The sequence below is a fragment of the Streptomyces sp. NPDC021562 genome, assembly GCF_040640875.1.
In the GTDB taxonomy this organism is placed as follows: Bacteria; Actinomycetota; Actinomycetes; order Streptomycetales; family Streptomycetaceae; genus Streptomyces.
In genome coordinates this window covers 53,914-75,770 of record NZ_JBFACN010000010.1, presented here as the reverse complement: position 1 = coordinate 75,770, position 21,857 = coordinate 53,914, and the positions used below count along the sequence as shown (strand labels likewise).

The following is a 21,857-nucleotide window of genomic DNA, read 5'->3' as shown; positions in this document are numbered from 1 at the left end:
CCTAACTTACCTGAGCCTTACCTCACTCATACCCATGCGGGGTGTGATTCACCCGACACAGGAAAATCACCGGCAGGATCGCGGATGCTTCAATTCCGGAGTGACTGACTACGACGTGCTGCGTGTCTTCTGCGCGGCGAACGGCGGATACGGCAACGAACTCGGCGTCGTCCGCGACGGCTCGGGACTGCCCGAGCGGGAGGAGCGGCAGGCGCTGGCCGGGAAACTCGGGTTCAGCGAGACCGTGTTCGTGGACGACCCGGAGCGCGGGGTCGTCGACATCTACACCCCCACCCTGCGCCTGCCCTTCGCCGGGCACCCGTGCGTCGGCACGGCCTGGCTGCTGGACGTACCCGAACTGGTCACCCCCGCCGGGGTGGTCGGCGCCCGGCTGGACGGGGAGTTCAGCTGGATCGAGGCGCTCCCGGAGTGGGTCCCGCCGCGCACCCTGCGCCAGTACGCCACGGCCGCCGAGGTGGACGCGCTGCCGGTGCCGCCACCGGGGGAGTGGGTCTACGCCTGGGCCTGGGAGGACGAGTCGGCCGGCCGGGTCCGCGCCCGCGGCTTCCCCGGCCGCGACGACGGGATCGAGGAGGACGAGGCGACCGGGGCCGCGGCCCTGCTGCTCACCGACCGGCTGGGCCGCGCCCTGAACATCACCCAGGGCAAGGGCTCGCAGATCCTCACGGCACCGCAGCCGTACGGCTGGGTGGAGATCGGCGGGCGGGTCCTCCTGGAGGGCCCGGAGAAGCAGCCGGGGGCTCAGCCGGCGGTCGGCTTCCCGCCCCGGCCGCGCCGCGTGTAGTACCAGGCCATGTTGGACGACACACCCGTCAGCAGCACCCAGACCACGCCGACCGGCCAGCTGCCCTGGACGAAGGAGATGACGGCGGCGACGACGGCGAGGACGCAGACGGCCAGGGCGTAGAGGGCGAGGCGGGGCATGGGGTCGCTTTCCTGACGGGCGCGGGATCGGGCGCGGGGACACTGCTGGCGCCCACCAGTGTCCCCCATCCGCTCACACGTCCGTGACGCGGAGCCCGGCGTGTGCCTTGTAGCGGCGGTTGACCGAGATCAGGTTCGCGACCAGCGACTCCACCTGGTGGGCGTTGCGCAGCCGCCCCGCGAAGACGCCCCGCATCCCGGCGATCCGCCCGGCCAGCGCCTGCACGGTCTCCACGTCGGCCCGCGCCTCGCCCAGCACCATCACGTCGGTGTCGATCTCCTCGATCTCCGGGTCCTGGAGCAGCACGGCCGACAGGTGGTGGAAGGCCGCGGTGACCCGCGAGTCGGGCAGCAGCGCCGCCGCCTGCTCGGCCGCGCTGCCCTCCTCCGGCTTGAGCGCGTAGGCGCCCTTCTTGTCGAAGCCGAGCGGGTTGACGCAGTCCACGACCAGCTTCCCGGCCAGTTCCGCGCGCAGCGACTCCAGCGTCTTGCCGTGCCCGTCCCACGGCACGGCGACGATCACGATGTCGCTGCGGCGCGCGCACTCGGCGTTGTCGGCGCCCTCGACGCCGTGCCCGAGCTCCTCGGCGGCGGCCCGCGCGCGCTCCGCGGCCCGGGAACCGATGATCACCTTCTGGCCGGCCCGGGCCAGCCGGTAGGCGAGGCCCTTGCCCTGCGGCCCGGTGCCGCCGAGCACACCCACGACCAGGCCGGAGACGTCGGGCAGGTCCCAGGGGTCCTTGGCGGGGGCCGGCTGCTGTGCACTGTCGGAAGAGGTCATGGGGCCGACTCTACGTCCGCGCGGGCGGCCGTACCCGGTCAGGTGAGCCGGTTCACCGGCACCCGGCGGAACGTGATCGTCGTGTACGCGCTGAAGTCACCGGTCTCGTACAGCAGTCCCACGGTGTCCGCGTCGACGCGGGCCAGATCGGAGTAGGCCGCGGGCAGCCCGTCCACGGTGTACGCGGACCGCCAGGTGGTGCCTCCGTCGGCGGAGGCGCGGATCGTCATCAGGGCGCGGGCGGCCGGATCGGCGGGCCCGGAGTACAGCAGCAGGTCCGGGTCGCGGAGTTGGAGCACACTGGCCTCGCAGACGGGGGCGGCGAGCCCGGCCTGCGGCCGGAACGGCCGGACCAGGGTCCGCCCGCCGTCCTCCGAGTGCGCGTCGGCGCGGTTCCCGGGCGCCGGCGAGTCGTTGCGGGTGTTGAAGTAGACGCGTCCGTCGGGGAGTTCGGCGGCGCTGGTCTCGTTCACGTTGATGTACCCGTCGGTGTTCTCGTCGACGTAACCGAGGTACCACGTCACACCGCGGTCGTCGCTGAGCAGACAGTGCCCGCTGTTGTACTTCGCCTCGGTCCCGTCGTCGCCGCCCGTGGGCGGGACGGTGTGGTTGGCGGGTACGACGACCCGTCCCGACCGCAGCTGGACAGCGTGTCCGGGGGTGGTCGCGTACCACCGCCACCCCGGCTTCTTCACCGACCCGGTGATCTCGGCCGGGTCGGACCACGTCACCCCGTCGTCGTCGCTGTGCTGCACCCACACCCGCCGCCCGTCCGCGTCGGACACCTGCCCGCGCAGGACGGCGTCCTCGGTGGCGGAGGCGGCGCTGCGCACGTGCACCAGCAGGATCCGGCCGGTGTCCAGGACGACCGGGGCGGGGTTGCCGGCCAGGTCGCTCCCGTTGCGCGCGGCGACCTGGAGCGCTCCCCAGGTACGGCCGCCGTCGCCCGACCTCTTCAGCACGATGTCGATGTGCCCGTGGTCGGCGGCCGAGTCCGCTCTTCCCTCGCAGAAGGCGAGGACCGTACCCGCCCGGGACACCACCACCGCGGGGATCCGGAAACTGGCGTAACCCTCGGTGCCCGCGTGAAAGGGGATGCTTGCCGCCGCGTCGCTCATGGGGCGCCTCCTCCCCGGGTCGGGCGAACTCGGGGTGAACACCGCGTCACGAGTGACCGATTGCGGCAGTATGCGGGGACATGGACGCCGTACGGGTCGCGTTGCTGCGCGAAGTGCTCGCCGGGACCGAGTGGCTGCAGGCCACGCGGAGATTCGCCGGGGTGCTGCGCGGCTCGGTGGTGGCGCACGGCGGGGGACTGCTGCTGGCCGGCACCCCCGGTCACGAGCCGTGGCATCTCGCCGCGCACCTGGTGGACGAGGCGGCCTGGTCCGGTACGCCGGAACTGGCGCCGACCCTGGTACGGCACGACGCGCGCCCCACCGACCCCGCGCACCTCGCGGTCGGCCCCGGCCGCATCGAGGCCGCCCGCCGGGGCGAGACGCTGCTGGTGGTGACGCGGGGGGAGACCCAGGCCCTGCTGGAACGGGTCCACACGGCCCGCCGCGCCGGCGTCACGGTCCTGACCCTGTCCACCACCGCCGGCGACGCGCTGACCGCGATGGCGCACGAGGCCCTCGTCGTCCCCGAGGGCGCGGAACTGGACCTCGACACGGTCCAGCACCTGGTCAGCGCCGCGACCGGCGAGAACGGGCCGTCCCCACGGGGGCGCCGCTTCCGGGACCGCCTGGCGAGGCTGGCGGACACGCTGCTGGCCCCGCCGCCGGCACCCTGATGTCAGGCCTCGTCCGAGGAGTCACCGGCCGGCGCGTCGTGCCACCGCGGGTCGTTCTCCCACTCGAGGTTGCGTTCGCGGGCGGTCTCCATGGCGTGCTCCGCCTCGGCCCTGGTGGTGTAGGGGCCGAACCGGTCCTTCGCGGGGCAGTCCGGCCCCTCCTCGACCTTCTTGTGCTGCAGGCAGTAGTACCACTCGCCCGCCTTAGCGACGGTCCGCTTCTTGAACAAGGCCATGACCGGCTCCTTTCGCCATCCACATGTTCCCGCATGCCCGCTGGTTAGACTCGCTGACATGTCTGGCCAGTCGCTGCTCGTACCAGGGGAGCTCTCTCCCACCCGTTCGGTACCCGGAAACATCCGCCGACCCGAGTACGTCGGCAAACCCGCGCCGACCCCGTACACCGGGTCCGAGGTGCAGACCCCGGAGACCATCGAGGCGATGCGGATCGCCGGTCGTATCGCCGCCCGGGCGATGGAGGAGGCCGCGAAGATCATCGCGCCGGGGGTGACCACCGACGAACTGGACAAGGTCGCGCACGAGTACATGTGCGACCACGGGGCCTACCCCTCCACGCTCGGCTACCGGGGCTTCCCCAAGTCGCTGTGCACCAGCGTCAACGAGGTCATCTGCCACGGCATCCCGGACTCGACCGTGCTCCAGGACGGCGACATCGTCAACCTGGACGTGACGGCGTACATCGGCGGGGTGCACGGCGACAACAACGCGACCTACCTGGTCGGGGACGTCGACGAGGAGAGCCGGCTGCTGGTCGAGCGCACCCGCGAGTCCCTGAACCGGGCGATCAAGGCGGTCCGGCCGGGCCGCCAGATCAACATCATCGGCCGGGTCATCGAGTCGTACGCCAAGCGGTTCGGCTACGGGGTGGTCCGCGACTTCACCGGGCACGGCATCAGCTCGTCGTTCCACTCCGGGCTGATCATCCCGCACTACGACAGCCCGCACGCGACGACCGTGATGCAGCCCGGGATGACCTTCACCATCGAGCCGATGCTCACGCTCGGGACGCACGAGTACGACATGTGGGAGGACGGCTGGACCGTCGTCACCAAGGACCGCAGGCGCACCGCGCAGTTCGAGCACACGCTGGTGGTGACCGACACCGGCGCGGACATCCTCACCCTGCCGTAGCGCCCCTCCCGGCATCCCGCCCCGCACCGGGGCGGGGCGGGGGCCGGTCAGCCGGTGGCGGAGCAGTACTCGTTCGTGCCCTGCCAGAACCGGTACAGCTCCTGGCCGCAGTACTGCGAGAAACCGTCGACGCCCAGGTGGCGCAGCAGCGCGTCGATCACGTCGAAGAACGCGCTGTTGATCGACGGCACCCACAGCAGCGCGAACACGAACAGCAGGCCGAACGGCGCGAACGGCTCCACCTGCCGCCTCACGCCGTACGACAGCCAGGGCTCGATCACGCCGTAGCCGTCCAGGCCCGGCACCGGCAGGAAGTTCAGGATCGCGGCGGTGACCTGGAGCAGGGCGAGGAAGGCGAGGGCGTACCGGAAGTCGCGCGGCACGCCGTCCAGGGCGTCCAGCCAGAAGGGGGCGGTGCAGACGGCGGCGAACAGCACGTTCGTCAGCGGTCCTGCCGCCGAGACGAGGCTGTGCCGCCAGCGGCCGCGGATCCGGCCGCGCTCGATGAAGACCGCACCGCCGGGCAGACCGATCCCGCCCATGATCACGAACACCACCGGCAGCACGATGCTCAGCAGCGCGTGCGTGTACTTCAGCGGGTTCAGGGTCAGATAGCCCTTCGCGCCCACCGTGACGTCCCCGCTGTGCAGGGCGGTACGGGCGTGCGCGTACTCGTGCAGGCAGAGGGAGACGATCCACGCCGCCGTCACGAAGAGGAACACGGCGACGCCGGGCTGCTGGGCGAAACCGGACCAGGTGGCCCACCCGGTCACCGCGGTGACGGCCAGGATCCCGACGAACACGGGACTGATCCGCCGGTCGCTGGGGCGGGTGGTGGTGGCGGTCATGGCGGGGGACTCCCGGGTCGCGTCGGTGGACGTGGCGGTGCGGTGGCGTGCGGGGTCGACCGTACAGGTGACGTGGGAAGAACGTCGTGCGCGGGGCCACGGGTTCCGGCTCGGCGGTACGCATCCGAAACCCACGGGCGCCGCGGGGGCGTCCCCGGGGACAATGAACCCCGTGCGCTATCGGATCCTCGGCACCACCCAGGTACTCCGCCCCGACGGTACGGCCGTCCCCGTGGGCGGGGCGCGGCTGCGTGCCCTGCTGGCCGTGCTGGCGCTGCGGGCCGGCCGCCCGGTGCCCGCCGGACTGCTCGTCGACGAGGTCTGGTGCGACGACCCGCCCGCCGACGCGAACGGCGCGCTCCAGGCGCTGGTCGGCCGGCTGCGACGGGCCCTCGGCGCGGACGCGATCGTGTCCGACGGCGGCGGCTACCGCCTCGCCGCCGCCCCCGACGACGTCGACCTGCACCGCTTCGAACGGCTCACCGGCGAGGGCCTGCGCGCCCTCGCCGACGGCGACCCGGCCAAGGCGGCGACCTCCCTCGACGACGCCCTCGCCCTCTGGTACGGCCCGGCCCTCGCCGACCTGCCCGACCGCACCGCCGAGGCGGCCCGTGCCGACGTCCGCCGCCTGGACGCGCTGCGCGCCCGCCACACCGCCGCCCTCGCCCTCGGGCAGGCCGAGCAGTCCCTGCCCGAGCTGACCGCCCTGTGCGACGCCCACCCGCTCGACGAACCGCTCCAGGCCCTGCGCCTGCGCGCGCTGGCCGCCACCGGCCGCACCGCCGAGGCGCTGGCCGCCTACGACGGCGTACGGCACCTGCTCGCCGACCGCCTCGGCTCCGACCCGGGACCCGAACTGCGCGCCCTCCACGCCGCGTTGCTGGAGCCGATACCGGCGCCGACGGCACCGGCGCCGCACCCGGGCAACCTGCGGGCCCGGCTCACCTCCTTCGTCGGACGCGAGGCCGACATCGAGACCATCCGCGGCGACCTCCGCGCCGCCCGGCTGGTCACCCTGCTCGGGCCCGGCGGGGCCGGCAAGACCCGGCTGTCGCAGGAGGCCGCCGAGACCGTGCGGTCCGCCGCCCCGGACGGGGTCTGGCTCGCCGAGCTGGCCCCCGTCGACGATCCCGCCGCCGTACCCGAGGCGGTGCTCAGCGCGCTCGGCGCCCGCGAGACCGTGCTCTACGGCGCCGGCGCCGAGGGCATGCGGGCCGCCGCCGACCGGCACGACGACCCGGTCGAGCGGCTCGTCGAGCACTGCGCCCGGCGCCGGCTGCTGATCATCCTCGACAACTGCGAGCACGTCGTCGACGCGGCGGCCGACCTCGCGGCCCGGCTCCTGGAGCGCTGCCCGGACCTGACCGTGCTGGCCACCAGCCGCGAACCGCTCGGCGTGCCGGGAGAGTTGCTGCGCCCGGTGGAACCGCTGCCCGATCCGGTGGCGCTGCGGCTGTTCGCCGACCGGGGTGCCGCGGCCCGCCCGGGGTTCACGGTGGACGCCGACGAGGAGACCGCGGCGGCCTGCGCCGAGATCTGCCGCCGCCTGGACGGACTGCCCCTCGCCATCGAACTGGCCGCCGCCCGGCTCCGGATGCTCACCCCGCGCCAGATCGCCGACCGGCTGGACGACCGCTTCCGCCTGCTCACCTCCGGCAGCCGTACCGTGCTGCCCCGCCAGCAGACCCTGCGCGCGGTCGTGGACTGGTCCTGGGACCTGCTCGACGCCGGTGAACGGGACGTCCTCGGCCGGCTCTCGGTCTTCGCGGGCGGCTGCGACCTGACCGCCGCCGAGGCCGTCTGCGGACCCGCCGCCCTCGACGCGCTCGGCTCCCTCGTCGACAAGTCCCTGGTGGTGGCGGCCCCTTCGACGGTCGACGGCGGGATGCGCTACCGGCTCCTGGAGACCGTCGCCGAGTACGCGGGCGAACGCCTCGACGAGAGCGGCGAACGGGCCGCCGCCGAACGCGCCCACCTGACGTACTACCGCGAACTCGCCCGCACCACCGACCCGTTGCTGCGCGGCTCCGGCCAGCGCGGCGCGCTGGCACGGTTCGGGCTGGAGTACGAGAACCTGCGCACCGCCCTGCGGCACGCCGTCGCCGCCCGCGACGAGCAAGAGGCGCTGTGCCTCGCGCACGCCCTGATCTGGTACTGGCAGATGCGCGACCAGCGGATCGAGACCCGCACCTGGTGCGGCGAGATCATGGCCCTCGGCCCCGATCCCTTCGCCGAACCGGTCACCCCCGCCGAACCGGTCTGGCAGCGTCTGACCGCCGCCCCGCCGCCGTACACCGGCGAGGTGCTCACCGAGGCCCGGCGCGGCGTCCACGTGGCGCACATGGCCTGCATGGACACCGAGCTGGACGTCTGGCAGACCCCGGCCGCGCAGGCCAAGCTGCGCGCCGTCACCCAGGTCTACCGTCCCGGTCTGCCGCAGACCTCCCGCGCCCCCGGCATGTTCTGGTTCTACGCCGTGATGCTGACCGGCGGCATGGACCGGCTGCGCACCATCGTGGATGACGGTGTCGACGTCTGCCGCCGCACACCCGACTACGAGTGGGAGCTGGCCGCCGCCCTCCAGATGCGGGCCAACGTGCTGGCCAACCGCGCCGCCTGGGCCGGTGACGCCACCCGCGACGCCGACGAGTCGCTGGAGATCTTCCGCCGCCTCGGGGACGACTGGGGCACCGCCGAGGCCCTCTCCGCGCGCGCCGAGTCACTGGAGCGCAGGGGAGAGTTCCAGGCTGCCGCCGCCGACTTCCGGGCCGCCGTCGAGCACGCCACCCGGCTCGGCGCCCACGCCCAGGTCAACGTGCTCCAGGCCCGCCTCGGCACCGTGCTGCTGGAGGCCGGTGACGCCGAGGACGGCGAGCGGCTGCTGCGCGAGGTCCTGGAGCGTGCCGACGGCCCGACCGAGGCGAGGCCCGCCGCGCGGCTCTTCCTGTCCGGCTGGCTCATGCTGGACGGCCGGCTCACCGAGGCCCGCGAGCAACTCCGGCTGCTGCGCGAGGAGTTCAAGATCGCGCATTTCGTCGTCTTCGACGCCCTGATCCTCACCCAGGAGGGCTGGGTGGACGCCCTGGAGGGCTTCCACGCCGAGTCCCTGACCCGGCTCAGGCAGGCGTTCCGGCACATCGCGGATCCGCTGACCGAGGCCATCGCCCCGCATCTGCGGTCCGTCTGCCTGACCGGCGCCGCACTCGCCCTGGCCGGACTCGACGGCGGTGCCCGTGCCGCGGACGCGGCCCGCTGCCTGGGCGCCGCCGAAGCCCTGCTGCCGCCCGGACACGTGCCGACCGGCAGCGAGCGCACGATGCGCGAGCGGACGGCGGCCAGGGTCCGGACCGCGGTCGGCGACGACCGGGTCTACGCGTCGGCGTACGCCGAGGGCGGTGGCCTCTCCCTCGCGGAGGCCACCGCCCTGGTCTGAGCTCCCCCGGCGGCCCTCAGCTCTTCGTACGGAATTTGTGGATCGCGTACGGCGCCGCCACCGCGGTGATCGCGGCCGACCAGGCCAGCGTCACCCACAGGTCGTGCGCCACCGGTCCGCCGACCATCAGGCCGCGCGCGGCGTCGGCGAGCGTGGACAGCGGGTTGTAGTCGGTGAAGGACCGCAGCCAGCCCGGCATCGAGTTCGTCGGCGCGAAGATCGAGGAACCGAACTGGAGCGGGAACAGCACCAGGAACCCCATGGCCTGCACGGACTGGGCGTTCTTCAGGATCACGCCCAGGGTGAGGAACACCCACATGATCGAGGAGGCGAACACCGCGGACAGCCCCACGGCGGCCAGCAGCCCGGCCCAGTGGTGGATGTGGAACCCGACGAGCACGGCGACGATCATCAGCACGGCGGTCGCGAACAGCATCCGCACCAGTTCCACCGAGATCTTCGCGAACAGCACCGAGCCGCGCCCGATCGGCAGCGACCGGAACCGGTCCATCACACCGGAGTTGAAGTCCTGGCTGAACCCGGTGCCGACGCCCTGCGAGAGCGTCATGCTCATCATCGCGATCATGCCCGGGATGACGTACTGGACGTAGCCCTCCTGACCGCCGCCGAGCGCCTGCCCGATCGAGCCGCCGAAGACGTACACGAACAGCAGCGTGAAGACGACCGGCATCAGCAGCGCGTCGAACATGGACTCCGGGTCCTGCCGGATCCACAGCAGGTTGCGGCGGACCAGCGCTCCGGTGTGGCGCAGATGGGCGCGCAGCGGGATGGGGGCGTCGTCAGCGGGGACGGTGGTGGCGCTCATACGGCGACCTCCTGACGGTCGTCGGTGGGTTCGGGGTCCTGCGGGGCACTGGCCCGGTGGCCGGTGAGGGACAGGAACACCTCGTCCAGGCTGGGCAGTTCGGTGGTGATGGAGCTGATGGTGATACCGCGCGCGGTGACGGCGCCGACCACCGCGGTCAGCTGCTCGTCGCTGAGGATCGGCACCAGCAGGGTGCCGCTCTCCGTGTCCACGGTCGTCGAGGCGAGCCCGGTGATGCCCAGCTCGTCGATCATCTCGGCGAGCGGCCGCACCTGCAACGGGTCGACGGGCCGCACCCGCAGCGTCCGGCCGCCGACCTTCGCCTTCAGCTCCTCCACCCGGCCGTTCGCGATGACCTTCCCGCGGTCCACGACGGTCAGTTCGGAGGCGAGCTGCTCGGCCTCCTCCATGTACTGGGTGGTCAGCAGGACGGTCACGCCGTCGCCGACCATGGCCTTGACCTCGGCCCACACCTCGTTGCGGGTGCGCGGGTCGAGACCGGTGGTGGGCTCGTCCAGGAAGAGCACCTGGGGGTGCCCGATCATCGAGGCGGCGAGGTCGAGGCGGCGCCGCATACCGCCGGAGTAGGTGGCGGCGGGCCGGCGCGCGGCCTCGGTCAGCGAGAACCGCTCCAGCAGTTCGTCGGCCCGGGCCCGCGCGTCCTTGCGGGACAGGTCCAGCAGCCGTCCGATCAGGTACAGGTTCTCCCAGCCCGGCAGCTTCTCGTCCACCGAGGCGTACTGACCGGTCAGCCCGATCACCCGGCGCAGCCGGCGGGGCTGGCGCAGCACGTCGTACCCGGCGACGAACGCCTCCCCGGCGTCGGGCCGCAGCAGCGTGGACAGGATGCGTACGAGGGTCGTCTTGCCGGCCCCGTTCGGCCCGAGCACACCCATCACGGTGCCCTCGCGGACGTCCAGATCAACTCCGTCGAGTGCCTTGGTGTCGCCGTAGTGCTTCACCAGCCCCCGGACGGACACGGCGTTGTCGTCGATTCGCGTCATGGGAAGAACCGTGCCAGGCGCCACCGACAAACCACCGACAGCCCACCGACACGACCCGACACCCCACCGACACACCCCACAGGACAGCCCGCCGACGGGGGAAGATCGGCGGGCTGTCCTCGGTGTTTCCGCAATGGCTCTCTAGTGGACGGAGTGCTCCTCCAGGGGGAACGTTCCGCCGACCACGTCCTCGGCGTAGGCGCGCGCCGCGTCGCCCATGACCGTGCGCAGGTCCGCGTACTTCTTCACGAACTTCGGCACCCGGCCCGGGGTCAGGCCCAGCATGTCCGTCCACACCAGGACCTGCGCGTCGGTCTCGGGACCCGCGCCGATGCCGACCGTCGGGATGTGCAGCACCCGGGTCACCTCGGCCGCCAGCTCCGCCGGGACCAGTTCGAGGACGACCGCGAAGGCGCCCGCGTCCTGCACCGACTTGGCGTCCCGCAGCAGCTGCTGGGCCGCCTCCTCGCCGCGGCCCTGCACCCGGTAGCCCATCGCGTTCACGGACTGCGGGGTCAGGCCGATGTGCGCCATCACCGGGATGCCGGACTCGACGAGCAGCCGGATCTGGTCGTGCGAGCGCTCGCCGCCCTCCAGCTTGACCGCGCCGACGCCCGCCTCCTTCACCAGCCGGGTCGCCGAGCGCAGCGCCTGCACCGGGCCCTCCTGGTAGGAGCCGAAGGGCAGGTCGCCGACGATCAGGGCGCGCTGCGTGCCGCGCACGACCGCCGCCGACAGCATCGTCATCTCGTCGAGCGTGACGGGCACCGTCGACTCGTACCCGAGGTGGCAGTTGCCCGCCGAGTCGCCGACCAGGAGGACCGGGATCCCGGCCTCGTCGAAGACGGAGGCGGTCATCGCGTCGTAGGCGGTGAGCATCGGCCACTTCTCGCCGCGTTCCTTGGCGAGGGCGATGTCGCGGACCGTGATGCGGCGGGTGCCCTTGCCTCCGTACAGCGCCCTGCTGCCGTCGGAGGAGTTGTGCTGCACAGTCTGGGCAGCCGGAAGCTGCGTCATGACAACGGCTCCTTCAAGTCATCTCGAGGCACCCTGACGGTGTCCCCGGACCGCTTCCATGGTGGCACCTCGTGCCGTTCGCGGCCAGGGGACCTCCGTGTGATCCATCGAGCACCGTGATCCACCGGCGCCGCCGCGCCTCCGGGGGGCCCGTTGTGTAAGGCCTGGGTAAAAGAATTAAAATACGAGACGGTACCGTATTGAAATGGGTCTAGGCTCGTCCGCATGACAACTCCTGCCGACCACGCTCCACCCGGCCCCCGGATACCCGAGGCCGTGCACCGCCGCCGCTGGGCCATCCTCGGCGTCCTGATGCTCAGCCTGCTGATCGTGGTGCTCGACAACTCGATCCTGAACGTCGCGGTCAAGACCATCTCCACCCCGGCCCCGACCGGCCTCGGCGCCACCCAGAGCCAGCTAGAGTGGGCGATCAACGCCTACACCCTGGTCTTCGCCGGACTCCTGTTCAGCGCCGGTCTCGTCGGCGACCGGCTCGGCCGCAAGAAGGTGCTGATCGCCGGCATCGTCGTGTTCGGCATCGGATCCGCGCTGGCCGCCGAGTCCGGCTCACCGGGCGAGCTGATCGCCTTCCGCGCGCTGATGGCCCTGGGTGCCGCCTTCGTGATGCCCGCCACCCTCGCCGTCCTGATGAACGTCTTCGAGCGCCACGAGCAGCCCAAGGCCATCGGCATCTGGGCCGGCGGCGTCGGCCTCGCCATCGCCATCGGCCCGATCACCGGCGGTGTGCTCCTCGACCACTTCTGGTGGGGCTCGGTCTTCCTCGTCAACGTGCCCATCGTGATCATCGCGCTCGTCCTGATGGTGTGGCTGGTGCCCGACTCCCGCGACCCGCGGCCCGGGCGGGTGGACCCGGTCGGCGTCCTGCTGTCCGTCGTCGGCCTGGTCCTGCTCGTCTACGGCATCATCAAGGGCGGCGAACTCGCCGACTTCACCGACGCCAAGGTGCTCGCCACCATCGCCGCCGGACTCGTGGTGCTCACCGCCTTCGTGCTCTTCGAGAAGCGCAGCGACCACCCGTCCCTGGACGTCACCTACTTCAAGAACAAGGTCTTCTCGGCCGCCATGGCCGCCATCGCGCTGGTCTTCTTCGCGCTGATGGGCGTCACCTTCTTCTCCGTCTTCTACACCCAGAGCGTGCGCGGCTACTCGCCGCTCCAGTCCGGTCTGCTGATGCTGCCGCTGGCCGCCGCACAGATGATCTTCGCGCCGCGGGCCCGGCTGGTCGTCGAGCGCCTGGGCAACAAGGTCACCACCGGCGGCGGTCTGGTGCTGCTCGCCGGCACCCTGGCCGCGTTCGCCACCTTCCAGGCCGACACCCCCATCTGGCTCCTCGAAATCGTCTTCTTCCTGATGGGCCTCGGCATGGCGCACGTCATGACGCCGACCTCGGTCGTCATCATGCAGGCGCTGCCCCGCGAGAAGGCCGGTTCCGCCTCCGCGCTCAGCAACACCTTCCGCCAGGTCGGCGGCGCCCTCGGCATCGCCGTCCTCGGCTCGGTGCTCTCGACGTCGTACCGCAACGGCATCGAGGGCAAGCTCGGCATGCTGCCGCCCGGGCTGCGCGCGACCGCCGGCGAGTCCATCGAGGCCACCCTGGGCGTCGCCGGGAAGCTCGGGGCGCAGGGCAGGGCCCTGGTCACCCCGGCCAACGACGCCTTCCTGCACGCCATGCACCTCACCGCCCTGTGCGGCGCGGGTGTCGCGCTGATCGGAGCCCTGGTCACGGCCCTGTACCTGCCGGGCAGGCCGCCGGCCGGGCAGCAGGGCGACCGGGAGCAGGAGTTGGTCGTCGCGGGGGAGTGAACGACCGGACACGACAGAGGGGGAACGACGGGGGGAGGCTTCGGCTGCGGGAGAATTCCCGCAGCCAGTGAGAGGACGGTACGACGTGACACTTGCCGACAGCGCTCCCCGGTCCGCGGGCCCGACCAGGGGCCGCCCGCGCAGCGAAGCGGTGGAGAGCGCCATCCTGGAAGGCGTGATGAAGCTCCTGGAGGACGGCGTTCCGCTCGCCGAGCTGTCCATCGAGCGGATCGCGCGCACCGCGGGCGTCGGCAAGGCCACCATCTACCGCCGCTGGACCGGCAAGGAGGAGCTCTTCGTCGACGTGATGCGGGCCGCCGAGCCCCCCGACCCCGAACTCCCCGGCACCTCCATGCGCGACGACCTCGTGGTCCTCCTCGAATCGGTGCGCCGACGCGGCCTGCGCAACCGTTCGTCGGCGATCCTGCACAACGTGTACGCCCAGATGAAGAGCAGCCCCCGGCTCTGGGACGCCTATCACACCAGTGTGGTGAAACCCCGCCGCGAACTCGGCAAGCAGGTGCTGCGCCGCGGCCAGCGCAACGGCGAACTCCGCGCCGACATCGACATCGACCTCGCCAACGACCTGTTCACCGGCCCCATGCTGCTCAGGGCCGTCTGGCGCCAGGACGCCGAACTCCCCGAGGGCCTCGCCGAACAGATCGTCGACCAGGTGCTGGCGGGGCTACGGCCCGTCAGTTCCCCGGAGCCGTAGCGGGAGTGTGCGCGTTCTGTCACAGTGCCCGGCGGGCCCGCGGTGACCGGAACCCCGGCCCGCGCCCCGTTCGTCCTCGTCTTCCGTACGGCCGTCATACGGCCGTCATGTGTAAGGCCGTCATGTGACGGCGGGAACGAGGCCGATCATCCCCTAGGGTCGTACGCGGGGGACGACGGTGTGCACGGCAGGTTGTGAGGCAGGCGGTATGGCGCAGCAGGCGTACATGACGGAAACGGACCACGGCGGCTCGGGACCCGAGCGCGGCAGAGACCGGTTCCGGCGCCTGGTGAACCGCTTGCTGTCCGGCTGGCGCGACGATCCGCGGATCTGGCGCCGGGGTCTCGTCCTCGCCGCCGTCGCGCTGCTGCTGGCCGGGGTGATGCTGATGCACTCCCGCATCCCGAACGCCGTCGGCAACCTGGGCAGCCTCACCGAAACCTTCCTGCCCTGGCTGGGCCTGTTGATCCCGGTGCTGGCACTGCTCGGCCTGGTACGGAAGTCGGCGACCGCGCTGATCGCCGTGGTGCTCCCGGCGATCGTCTGGCTCAACCTGTTCGGCGGGCTGCTCACCGACAAGTCGGGCACCGGCGGCGACTTCACGGTGGCCACCCACAACGTCAACGCCGAGAACCCCGATCCCACCGGTACGGCCGCCCGACTGGCCGCCTCCGGTGCCGGGGTGCTCGCCCTGGAGGAGCTGACCGCGCCGGCCGTACCGACGTACGAGAAGGCGCTCGCCCCGGCGTACAAGTACCACGCGGTCGAGGGCACGGTCGGCCTGTGGAGCAAGTACCGGCTCACCGGGGTGAAGGCCGTCGACATCAAACTGGGCTGGGTACGGGCGATGCGCGCCACGGTCGCCACCCCCGAGGGCCCGGTCGCCGTCTACGTCGCCCATCTCCCGTCCGTCCGCGTGAAGATGAACGCCGGGTTCACCGCCCGGCAGCGGGACAAGAGCGCGGACGCCCTGGGCGAGGCCATCGTCGACGAGAGCCTGCCGCGGGTGATCCTCCTCGGCGACCTCAACGGCACGATGAACGACCGCTCCCTCAACGGCGTCACCTCGCAGATGCGCTCCACCCAGGGCGCGGCGGGCAGCGGTTTCGGGTTCAGCTGGCCGGCCGCGTTCCCGATGGCCCGGATCGACCAGATCATGGTCAAGGGGGTGGAGCCGGTGAGCTCGTGGACCCTGCCCCGGACGGGCAGCGACCACCTGCCGATCGCCGCACGCGTGAACCTGACCACATCGGGTTCCTGAGACCCCCCGGCGGAAATACCGGGCCCGGGCGGCTTTGTTCCGTAACTGAACTTAGTGGTACTCAGTACGTACGGAACCCTGCTCCCCCCGAAAGGCGACGTTCTTCATGCCCCTGGCCCTGCTCGCCCTGGCCGTCGGCGCCTTTGGTCTCGGCACCACCGAATTCGTGATGATGGGCCTGCTGCCCGACGTCGCCGGCGACCTGCACCTCTCCCTCCCCACCGCCGGCCACCTGGTCTCGGCGTACGCGCTGGGCGTCGTCATCGGCGCCCCGCTGCTGGCCGCGCTCACCGCGCGGCTGCCCCGCCGCACGGTCCTCATCTCCCTGATGGCCCTGTTCGTCGCGGGCAACGCGCTCTCGGCCCTGGCACCCGGCTACGACTCCCTGCTCGCGGCCCGCTTCCTCAGCGGCCTCCCGCACGGCGCGTTCTTCGGCGTGGGCGCGGTCGTCGCCACCAACCTGGTGGCGCCGGAACGCAAGGCCCGCTCGGTCTCCCTGATGTTCATGGGCCTGACCGTCGCCAACATCGCGGGCGTCCCCGTCGCCACCCTCATGGGCCAGCACCTCGGCTGGCGGGCGACCTTCCTGGGCGTGAGCCTGATCGGCGTGGCGGCGATGGCGGCGGTGTTCCTGCTGATCCGCCCCGCGCACACGCCCGCCCCCGCCACCGGCCTGCGCGGCGAACTCACCGCCCTGCGCTCCCTGCCCGTCTGGCTGGCCCTCGCCACGACGGTCGTCGGCTTCGGCGCCCTGTTCTCGGCGTACAGCTACATCACGCCGATGCTGACGGCGTCCGCCGGGTACACCCAGGGCAGTGTGACCCTCCTCCTCGCCCTGTTCGGCGTCGGCGCCACGATCGGCAACCTGGTGGGCGGCCGCCTCGCCGACCGCGCGATGCGCGGGACCCTCTTCGGCGGCCTGGCGTCCATGGTGGCGGTGCTGCTCCTCTTCCCGGTCCTGATGCGGACGCAGTGGAGCGCGGCGCTCGCCGTCGTCCTGCTCGGCGTCGCGGCCTTCGCCACCGGCTCCCCGCTCCAGCTGATGGTGATGGAACGCGCGGCCGCGGGCCCCTCGCTCGCCTCCTCCGCCAACCAGGCCGCCTTCAACCTCGCCAACGCGGGCGGTGCCTGGATCGGCGGCGTCGCGCTGGCGGCGGGCTTCGGCGTCACCTCCCCGGCGCTGGCGGGCGCGGCCCTCGCCGTCCTCGGCCTGGGCGTGGCGAGCGTGGCGTACGCGGTGGACCGACGCAGGGCGGTGCCTGCCCGCGAACGCGTGATCGCCTCCCACGTCCCTGCCGACCTGGCGCGTTCCTCCTCCTGACGGCCGGTGTCCAGGCCGGGACGGTGATCTCTTTCGGGTGAAGCCTTCCGAAGGGCGCACCGACGGTCCGACCCGCCTCGGAAGATTCTCCCAACACCGACCTCCGGGGAGTGCCATGTCCGCCGCAGCCGCCGTCGAGCAGCCCTCCGACGACGAGTCGTTCTCGCTCGCGGCGATCGCCGACGAGATCACGGAGCGCCATCCGGGCTACCGCGTCGAGATCATCGGAGGCCACCTCCTGGTGTCTCCGCTCAGGGACGCCCGTCACGCGTGTGTCCTGACCGACCTCATGTGCCTCTTCATCCCGGCAGGGCTGGACGACGGCGACACAGAGGTCCTCCAGAACGTCGGCCTCTGGCTGCCCACCGGAGCCGAGGACTACGCCATCCCCGACCTCGCGATCGTGGACGCCGACATCGACGACCACCTGGTCGAGAACAACGCCTACGACCCGGTCTGCTTCCGTCTCGTCCTGGAGGTCACCTCCAGCAACTGGAAGGACGACCTGAAGACCAAGGCCGTCGCGTACGCCCAGGCCAAGGTCCCGGTCTACGTGATCGTCGACCGCAAGCACCAGCGCGTCCACGTGCTCGCCGAGCCCGACGGGGAGAAGTACGAGCACCACAGGCCGTACTCGCCCGGCGAGACCGTCACGCTGCCCGACTCGATCGGCGCCAAGGTCACCCTCGACGTCGACCAGATCCTCAAGGCCGCCCAGAAGAAGGCCGACTGATCGGCTCGCGCCGGATCAGGACGCGTCCGCCGAGCCCGCGTATGTGACACCGAAGGCGAAGGTGCGGCTTGCGCCCGGTGCGAGGGCGAGGGCGGCGGTCTGGTCCGGGCGGTTGAAGGCGTCGGTCATCGCCTCGACGGGTTCGAGGGCGACGGCGGCGCGGCGGTCGCGGGCCAGGGTGTCGCCCGTGAAGACGTGCAGGTAGCCGCTGTACTGCCAGACGCGCAGTTCCTCGCCGGCCGCGGGATCGGCCAGTACCGTCTCGATCCGGCCGCCGGGGCCGGGGGAGAGGTCCGCGTAGCAGGCGTCGATGACCGCGCCGCCCAGTCGTCTCGGCACCCGGAAGTCCATGTCGGGGCGGTCGTCCAGGGGGATGCGGGCGTCCTCGCCGGGCAGCGGGATGAGGGAGGCGTCGGTGCGGATCAGGGTGTGCGCGGGGATGCGCAGGGTCAGGTCGTCGACGGGGCGGGACAGGGTGAAGTACGGGTGCCAGCCCGCCGCGTAGGGGGCGGTGGTGTCGCCCACGTTCGTCGCACGGACGTCGACGCTCACCTCGTCGGCGGTGAGCGTGTACTCGACCGTGAGGTCGATCGCGAAGGGATAGCCGGGGTGGGCGCCCGGCCGGACGGCCGTGGTGCGCAGCAGCAGGCGGGCCGAGTCCGGTGTCGTGTCGGCGCGGACGAGTTCGAAGGCGGACTCGCGGACGAAGCCGTGGTAGATCAGCCGGTCGCGGTGGCGGTCCGGGAGCAGGTCGTGGTCGTGGCCGGCGTAGCGGTAGCGGGCGTCGGCCACGCGGTTGGGGAAGGGGGCCAGCAGGCCGGCGCGGACGCCGTCCTGCGCCAGAAGTTCCTTCTCGTCGCGGTAGCCGTCCGTCAACTCCCTCAGCCCGCCGGTGACTTCACTGTGGACCTGCCAGCTCAGCAGCGTCGCGCCGCGCAGGGCGAGGACGGCGCGCGCGCTGTCGTCGGGCGCGGTGACGACGAGGGTGGGTTCGCCGCCGAGGCGGCTGTCGGTGATCCGGTACTCGGCGGTCATTCCCGTGCCGTCCCTTTCAGCTCGCTTCGGGGGCGAGCTTCTTCGCGCCCGTCATGATGGCCACCGCGTCCTCCATGGAGTGCGACGTCGGGGTGATGACGCCGGCGCGGGCGCCGAGGCGCTGGATGTGGATGCGGTCGGCGACCTCGAAGACGTTGGGCATGTTGTGGCTGATGAGGATGACCCCGAGACCCTGGTCGCGCAGGTCGCGGACGAGCTTGAGGACCTGCCCGGTCTCGCGGACGCCGAGCGCGGCGGTGGGCTCGTCGAGGATCACCACCCGGCCGCCGAAGGCCGCGGTGCGGGCGACGGCCACGGACTGGCGCTGGCCCCCGGAGAGGGTCTCCACGGCCTGGTTGATGTTCTGGAGGGTGCCGATGCCGAGCCGTTTGATGTGGTCGGCGGCCTGCTTCTTCATCTCGCCGGTGTCGAGCATGCGGAACACCGAGCCGAGGACGCCCTTGCGGCGGATCTCGCGGGCGAGGAAGAGGTTGCTGGCGATGTCCAGGGCGGGGGCGACGGCGAGGGTCTGGTAGACGGTCTCGATGCCGGCGTCGCGGGCGTCCTGGGGGCCTTTGAAGTGGACCTCCTTGCCGTCGACCAGGATGCTGCCCTGGTCGGGGACGAGGGCTCCGGACAGGCACTTGATCAGGGTGGACTTCCCGGCGCCGTTGTCGCCGATGACGGCGAGGACCTCGCCGGCGTGCAGGGTGAGGTCGACGCTGTTCAGGCCGACGACCCTGCCGAAGAGCTTGACCAGGCCCTTTGCTTCGAGAACGGGGGCGGTGGCGGTCGTCACGACTTCACACTCCGGATCCACTGGTCGACGGAGACAGCCGCGATCACCAGGATGCCGACTGCGAGGACTTGGTAGTTGGGGTCGATGCCGGCCAGCGCGAGGCCGTTGACGAAGACCTGGACGATGAGCGCGCCGATCAGCGAGCCGAAGACCACCCCGCGGCCGCCGAACAGGCTGGTGCCGCCGATCACCACGGCGGTGATGGACTGCAGGTTGGCGTTGAGACCGCTGTTCGGGTCACCGCCGCCGACCCGGCCGACCAGGATCCAGGCGCCCACGGCGATGGCGAAACCGCCCACCATGTAGGCGCTGAGCAGGACCCGGTTGACGGAGATGCCCGCCAGCCGGGCGGCCTCGGCGTCGTCGCCGACGGCGTAGAGGTGGCGGCCCCAGGCGGTGTAGCGCAGGGCGTAGCCGATCACCGCGTACAGGGCGATCATGAGGAGGACGCCGTACGTGAGGTTCAGCTGCCCGAGCGAGACGGTCTGGCCGCTCCACAGCAGGATGTTGCCCGGCTGCAGGGCGACGGTCTGGCCCTTGGCGTAGATGAGGGTGATGGCGGTGAAGACGCTGAGGGTGCCGAGGGTGACGATGAACGGCGGCAGCTTGATCTTGGTCACCAGCAGGCCGTTCACGGCCTGGGCGGCGATCGCGACGACCGCCCCGGCCAGCAGGGCGAACACGCCGGGCCAGTGGTTGTCCGCGACGAGCTTCGACATCAGCAGGGAGGACAGCACCATCACCGCGCCGATCGACAGGTCGATGCCCGCGGTGAGGATGATGACCGTCTGGCCGACGGCGAGCGAACCGATGACGGCCACCTGCTGGGCGACCAGCGAGAGGTTCTGCAACGCGTAGAAGCGCTCGTTCACCAGGGAGAACACGATCGCGGCGAGCACCAGGACGATGGCCGGGCTGAGGGCCGGCTGGCGGTGCAGCACCGAGTGGATGCGCTGGCTGAGGGTGGCGGGCCTGTTGAGGAACTCCTCCGCCGGTGCCGGTGTGGCTTGGTCCACGTGGGTGGTCACAGGGGGTCCTTCCGGTGTTTTCCCTGGTACGGGCTCATGGGCTCGTGGAGTGCGGGTGCGGCGCCGGTGCCGTGACGACGGTCCGCGGCGCCGCACCCGGCGGGGTTGTCAGCTGCCCCAGCAGGCGGAGGCGGCCTGCGACGGGGACTGCACGGTCAGGCCGTCCAGGGACTTGGCGGCGACCAGGGCGGTACCGGTGTCGTAGAAGGACTTGCCGTCGGTCACGCTGGGCTTGCTGCCGCCGCGGGCCAGCTTGGCGATCGAGGTGACGCCGAGGGCCGCCATCTTGCCCGGGTACTGCACCGCGTCGGCGGCGAACTCCCCGCTGGTCACGTTCTTCAGGCCGGAGCAGCTGCCGTCGATCGCGTAGATCGCGGCCTGCTTCTCCTTGCCGGCCGCCTTCAGCGCGTTGTACGCGCCCTCACCCGCGGGCTCGTTGATGGCGTAGACGACGTTGATGTCGGGGTTGGCCGACAGGCAGTTCTCCATCGCGGTGCGGCCGCCGTCGATGGCGCCCTGCGTGGGCTGGTGACAGACGACCTTGTACGTGCCGCCCTTGCCGCCGGTGTACTTGCCGGACTTGGCTTCCTTGCCGTTCTCGGTCTTGCTGCCCGGGTCGATGCCCATGCCTTCGAGGAAGCCGTGGTCGCGGTTGATGTCGACGGAGACGACCTGGTTGTTGAACAGGTCGAGCATGGCGATGACAGCCGGCTTGCCGCCGAGGGCCGCCGCCGCGTACTGCCCGATGAGCTTGCCCGCCTGCTCGTTGTCGGTGGCGTAGGTGATGTCCGCGGTGCTGGCCGGGTTCGGCGCGGTGTCCAGGGCGATCACGAACAGACCGGCCTGCTTGGCCCGCCCCAGGGCCGCGTTCACCGCGTCGCCGTTGGTGGTGATGAGGATGCCCTTGTCGCCGCGGGCTATCGCGTTGTCGATGGCGGTGATCTGGGTCTGGGTGTCGCCGTCGCTGGTGCCCGCCGCCACCGTGAGGCCCACGTTGTCCTTGGCGGCCTGGGCCTTGGCGTCCTTCTCCATGCTGACGAAGTACGGGTTGGTGAGGGTCTTCAGGATCAGCGACACACCCACCTTGCCACCGCCTCCCGAGGCGGACGAGGAGGCGCTCCCGTTCGAGGAACCGCAGGCCGCGAGCGTCGCGCCGAGGCAGACCGTGACGCCGATCGCCATCGCCCGGGTGCGCCGGCCGGAGCGGCTCGACAGGTGACTGGTGGAGAAGTTCATGGCTCGATCCCTTTCGGATCCGTCCCTTGGCCGACGCTGAGACAACGTTGACTGGGCGAGATACTGGGCCTCTATGGACGAGCGCGTCAAGACGCTGATAGACATGC

Annotated in this window: 21 protein-coding genes; 9 read left to right on the top strand and 12 right to left on the bottom strand. The window is 71.7% G+C overall.

Annotated features, from left to right (window positions below; all coding sequences use genetic code 11):
- The first annotated feature begins 100 nt into the window (after positions 1–100).
- Positions 101–805 carry a PhzF family phenazine biosynthesis protein gene (locus tag AB0G52_RS17350; protein ID WP_132886450.1) on the top strand — a complete coding sequence of 235 codons (705 nt, stop codon included), beginning with the start codon at positions 101–103 and terminating at the stop codon, positions 803–805.
- On the opposite strand, the gene AB0G52_RS17345 is transcribed toward AB0G52_RS17350, so the two are convergent.
- Genes AB0G52_RS17345 through AB0G52_RS17335 form a run of 3 tightly spaced genes read right to left on the bottom strand, consistent with a single transcriptional unit; the run spans position 763 to position 2,844 of the window.
- A complete protein-coding gene (locus AB0G52_RS17345; RefSeq protein WP_361337165.1) occupies positions 763–1,014 on the bottom strand; it encodes a hypothetical protein in 252 nt (83 codons plus the stop codon). The genes AB0G52_RS17350 and AB0G52_RS17345 overlap by 43 nt on opposite strands.
- Positions 1,015–1,018: 4 nt before the next feature.
- A complete protein-coding gene (npdG, locus tag AB0G52_RS17340) occupies positions 1,019–1,726 on the bottom strand; it encodes an NADPH-dependent F420 reductase (RefSeq protein WP_132886448.1) in 708 nt (235 codons plus the stop codon).
- Between the two features lie 38 nt (positions 1,727–1,764).
- Positions 1,765–2,844: a sialidase family protein gene (locus AB0G52_RS17335; protein ID WP_361337164.1), complete on the bottom strand. Its 1,080-nt coding sequence runs from the start codon at positions 2,842–2,844 to the stop codon at positions 1,765–1,767.
- Between the two features lie 80 nt (positions 2,845–2,924).
- Here AB0G52_RS17335 and AB0G52_RS17330 point away from each other — a divergent pair, with 80 nt between their 5' ends.
- Positions 2,925–3,518, top strand: coding sequence for a hypothetical protein (locus tag AB0G52_RS17330; protein WP_132886446.1), 594 nt, complete (start codon positions 2,925–2,927; stop codon positions 3,516–3,518).
- Positions 3,519–3,520: 2 nt separating this feature from the next.
- On the opposite strand, the gene AB0G52_RS17325 is transcribed toward AB0G52_RS17330, so the two are convergent.
- Positions 3,521–3,754, bottom strand: a complete 234-nt coding sequence (locus AB0G52_RS17325) for a hypothetical protein (RefSeq protein WP_132886445.1) — start codon at positions 3,752–3,754, stop codon at positions 3,521–3,523.
- Between the two features lie 58 nt (positions 3,755–3,812).
- Here AB0G52_RS17325 and map point away from each other — a divergent pair, with 58 nt between their 5' ends.
- Entirely contained in the window at positions 3,813–4,670 is an 858-nt protein-coding gene (map, locus tag AB0G52_RS17320) for a type I methionyl aminopeptidase (protein ID WP_132886444.1), read from the top strand.
- A gap of 47 nt (positions 4,671–4,717) precedes the next feature.
- Here the strand turns inward: map and AB0G52_RS17315 are convergent, their stop codons facing one another.
- Positions 4,718–5,518: a site-2 protease family protein gene (locus AB0G52_RS17315; protein ID WP_361337163.1), complete on the bottom strand. Its 801-nt coding sequence runs from the start codon at positions 5,516–5,518 to the stop codon at positions 4,718–4,720.
- 163 nt (positions 5,519–5,681) lie between these two features.
- On the opposite strand from AB0G52_RS17315, the gene AB0G52_RS17310 reads away from it, so the two are divergent.
- Positions 5,682–8,951: a BTAD domain-containing putative transcriptional regulator gene (locus AB0G52_RS17310; RefSeq protein ID WP_361337162.1), complete on the top strand. Its 3,270-nt coding sequence runs from the start codon at positions 5,682–5,684 to the stop codon at positions 8,949–8,951.
- A 16-nt stretch (positions 8,952–8,967) separates the two neighbouring features.
- Here AB0G52_RS17310 and AB0G52_RS17305 read toward each other — a convergent pair whose 3' ends face one another.
- The 3 genes from AB0G52_RS17305 to panB form a co-directional block, all read right to left on the bottom strand.
- Positions 8,968–9,777: an ABC transporter permease gene (locus AB0G52_RS17305; protein WP_361337161.1), complete on the bottom strand. Its 810-nt coding sequence runs from the start codon at positions 9,775–9,777 to the stop codon at positions 8,968–8,970.
- Positions 9,774–10,781 carry an ATP-binding cassette domain-containing protein gene (locus AB0G52_RS17300; RefSeq protein WP_361337160.1) on the bottom strand — a complete coding sequence of 336 codons (1,008 nt, stop codon included), beginning with the start codon at positions 10,779–10,781 and terminating at the stop codon, positions 9,774–9,776. The genes AB0G52_RS17305 and AB0G52_RS17300 overlap by 4 nt, the downstream gene beginning before the upstream one ends.
- Before the next feature lie 141 nt (positions 10,782–10,922).
- Positions 10,923–11,798, bottom strand: a complete 876-nt coding sequence (panB, locus tag AB0G52_RS17295; RefSeq protein ID WP_361337159.1) for a 3-methyl-2-oxobutanoate hydroxymethyltransferase — start codon at positions 11,796–11,798, stop codon at positions 10,923–10,925.
- A 225-nt stretch (positions 11,799–12,023) separates the two neighbouring features.
- Between panB and AB0G52_RS17290 the strand changes: the two genes are divergently transcribed.
- From AB0G52_RS17290 to AB0G52_RS17270, 5 genes are all read left to right on the top strand, one after another.
- The gene (locus tag AB0G52_RS17290) at positions 12,024–13,622 is read left to right on the top strand and encodes an MFS transporter (RefSeq protein WP_361337158.1); all 1,599 of its coding nucleotides are present in this window, start codon (positions 12,024–12,026) and stop codon (positions 13,620–13,622) included.
- Positions 13,623–13,707: 85 nt separating this feature from the next.
- Positions 13,708–14,337: a TetR/AcrR family transcriptional regulator gene (locus tag AB0G52_RS17285; protein WP_207921608.1), complete on the top strand. Its 630-nt coding sequence runs from the start codon at positions 13,708–13,710 to the stop codon at positions 14,335–14,337.
- A 208-nt stretch (positions 14,338–14,545) separates the two neighbouring features.
- A complete protein-coding gene (locus AB0G52_RS17280) occupies positions 14,546–15,598 on the top strand; it encodes an endonuclease/exonuclease/phosphatase family protein (RefSeq protein WP_132886438.1) in 1,053 nt (350 codons plus the stop codon).
- Between the two features lie 106 nt (positions 15,599–15,704).
- Positions 15,705–16,919, top strand: a complete 1,215-nt coding sequence (locus AB0G52_RS17275) for an MFS transporter (protein WP_132886437.1) — start codon at positions 15,705–15,707, stop codon at positions 16,917–16,919.
- A gap of 115 nt (positions 16,920–17,034) precedes the next feature.
- Positions 17,035–17,652: a Uma2 family endonuclease gene (locus AB0G52_RS17270; protein ID WP_361337157.1), complete on the top strand. Its 618-nt coding sequence runs from the start codon at positions 17,035–17,037 to the stop codon at positions 17,650–17,652.
- 15 nt (positions 17,653–17,667) lie between these two features.
- Here the strand turns inward: AB0G52_RS17270 and AB0G52_RS17265 are convergent, their stop codons facing one another.
- From AB0G52_RS17265 to AB0G52_RS17250, 4 genes are all read right to left on the bottom strand, one after another.
- Entirely contained in the window at positions 17,668–18,687 is a 1,020-nt protein-coding gene (locus AB0G52_RS17265) for an aldose 1-epimerase (protein ID WP_361337156.1), read from the bottom strand.
- Between the two features lie 16 nt (positions 18,688–18,703).
- Complete coding sequence (locus AB0G52_RS17260) at positions 18,704–19,486, bottom strand: ATP-binding cassette domain-containing protein (RefSeq protein WP_132886434.1); 783 nt, start codon at positions 19,484–19,486, stop codon at positions 18,704–18,706.
- Entirely contained in the window at positions 19,483–20,514 is a 1,032-nt protein-coding gene (locus tag AB0G52_RS17255; RefSeq protein WP_132886433.1) for an ABC transporter permease, read from the bottom strand. The genes AB0G52_RS17260 and AB0G52_RS17255 overlap by 4 nt, the downstream gene beginning before the upstream one ends.
- 108 nt (positions 20,515–20,622) lie before the next feature.
- The gene (locus tag AB0G52_RS17250) at positions 20,623–21,750 is read right to left on the bottom strand and encodes a substrate-binding domain-containing protein (protein ID WP_132886432.1); all 1,128 of its coding nucleotides are present in this window, start codon (positions 21,748–21,750) and stop codon (positions 20,623–20,625) included.
- Positions 21,751–21,857 lie beyond the last annotated feature (107 nt).

Excerpts from the sequence above, each read along its gene's own strand:
- AB0G52_RS17345 (WP_361337165.1), bottom strand. The coding sequence starts at position 1,014 with ATGGGGGACACTGGTGGGCGCCAGCAGTGTCCCCGCGCCCGATCCCGC.
- npdG (WP_132886448.1), bottom strand. The coding sequence starts at position 1,726 with ATGACCTCTTCCGACAGTGCACAGCAGCCGGCCCCCGCCAAGGACCCC.
- AB0G52_RS17335 (WP_361337164.1), bottom strand. The coding sequence starts at position 2,844 with ATGAGCGACGCGGCGGCAAGCATCCCCTTTCACGCGGGCACCGAGGGT.
- AB0G52_RS17330 (WP_132886446.1), top strand. The coding sequence starts at position 2,925 with ATGGACGCCGTACGGGTCGCGTTGCTGCGCGAAGTGCTCGCCGGGACC.
- AB0G52_RS17325 (WP_132886445.1), bottom strand. The coding sequence starts at position 3,754 with ATGGCCTTGTTCAAGAAGCGGACCGTCGCTAAGGCGGGCGAGTGGTAC.
- map (WP_132886444.1), top strand. The coding sequence starts at position 3,813 with ATGTCTGGCCAGTCGCTGCTCGTACCAGGGGAGCTCTCTCCCACCCGT.
- AB0G52_RS17315 (WP_361337163.1), bottom strand. The coding sequence starts at position 5,518 with ATGACCGCCACCACCACCCGCCCCAGCGACCGGCGGATCAGTCCCGTG.
- AB0G52_RS17310 (WP_361337162.1), top strand. The coding sequence starts at position 5,682 with ATGAACCCCGTGCGCTATCGGATCCTCGGCACCACCCAGGTACTCCGC.
- AB0G52_RS17305 (WP_361337161.1), bottom strand. The coding sequence starts at position 9,777 with ATGAGCGCCACCACCGTCCCCGCTGACGACGCCCCCATCCCGCTGCGC.
- AB0G52_RS17300 (WP_361337160.1), bottom strand. The coding sequence starts at position 10,781 with ATGACGCGAATCGACGACAACGCCGTGTCCGTCCGGGGGCTGGTGAAG.
- panB (WP_361337159.1), bottom strand. The coding sequence starts at position 11,798 with ATGACGCAGCTTCCGGCTGCCCAGACTGTGCAGCACAACTCCTCCGAC.
- AB0G52_RS17290 (WP_361337158.1), top strand. The coding sequence starts at position 12,024 with ATGACAACTCCTGCCGACCACGCTCCACCCGGCCCCCGGATACCCGAG.
- AB0G52_RS17280 (WP_132886438.1), top strand. The coding sequence starts at position 14,546 with ATGGCGCAGCAGGCGTACATGACGGAAACGGACCACGGCGGCTCGGGA.
- AB0G52_RS17275 (WP_132886437.1), top strand. The coding sequence starts at position 15,705 with ATGCCCCTGGCCCTGCTCGCCCTGGCCGTCGGCGCCTTTGGTCTCGGC.
- AB0G52_RS17270 (WP_361337157.1), top strand. The coding sequence starts at position 17,035 with ATGTCCGCCGCAGCCGCCGTCGAGCAGCCCTCCGACGACGAGTCGTTC.
- AB0G52_RS17265 (WP_361337156.1), bottom strand. The coding sequence starts at position 18,687 with ATGACCGCCGAGTACCGGATCACCGACAGCCGCCTCGGCGGCGAACCC.
- AB0G52_RS17250 (WP_132886432.1), bottom strand. The coding sequence starts at position 21,750 with ATGAACTTCTCCACCAGTCACCTGTCGAGCCGCTCCGGCCGGCGCACC.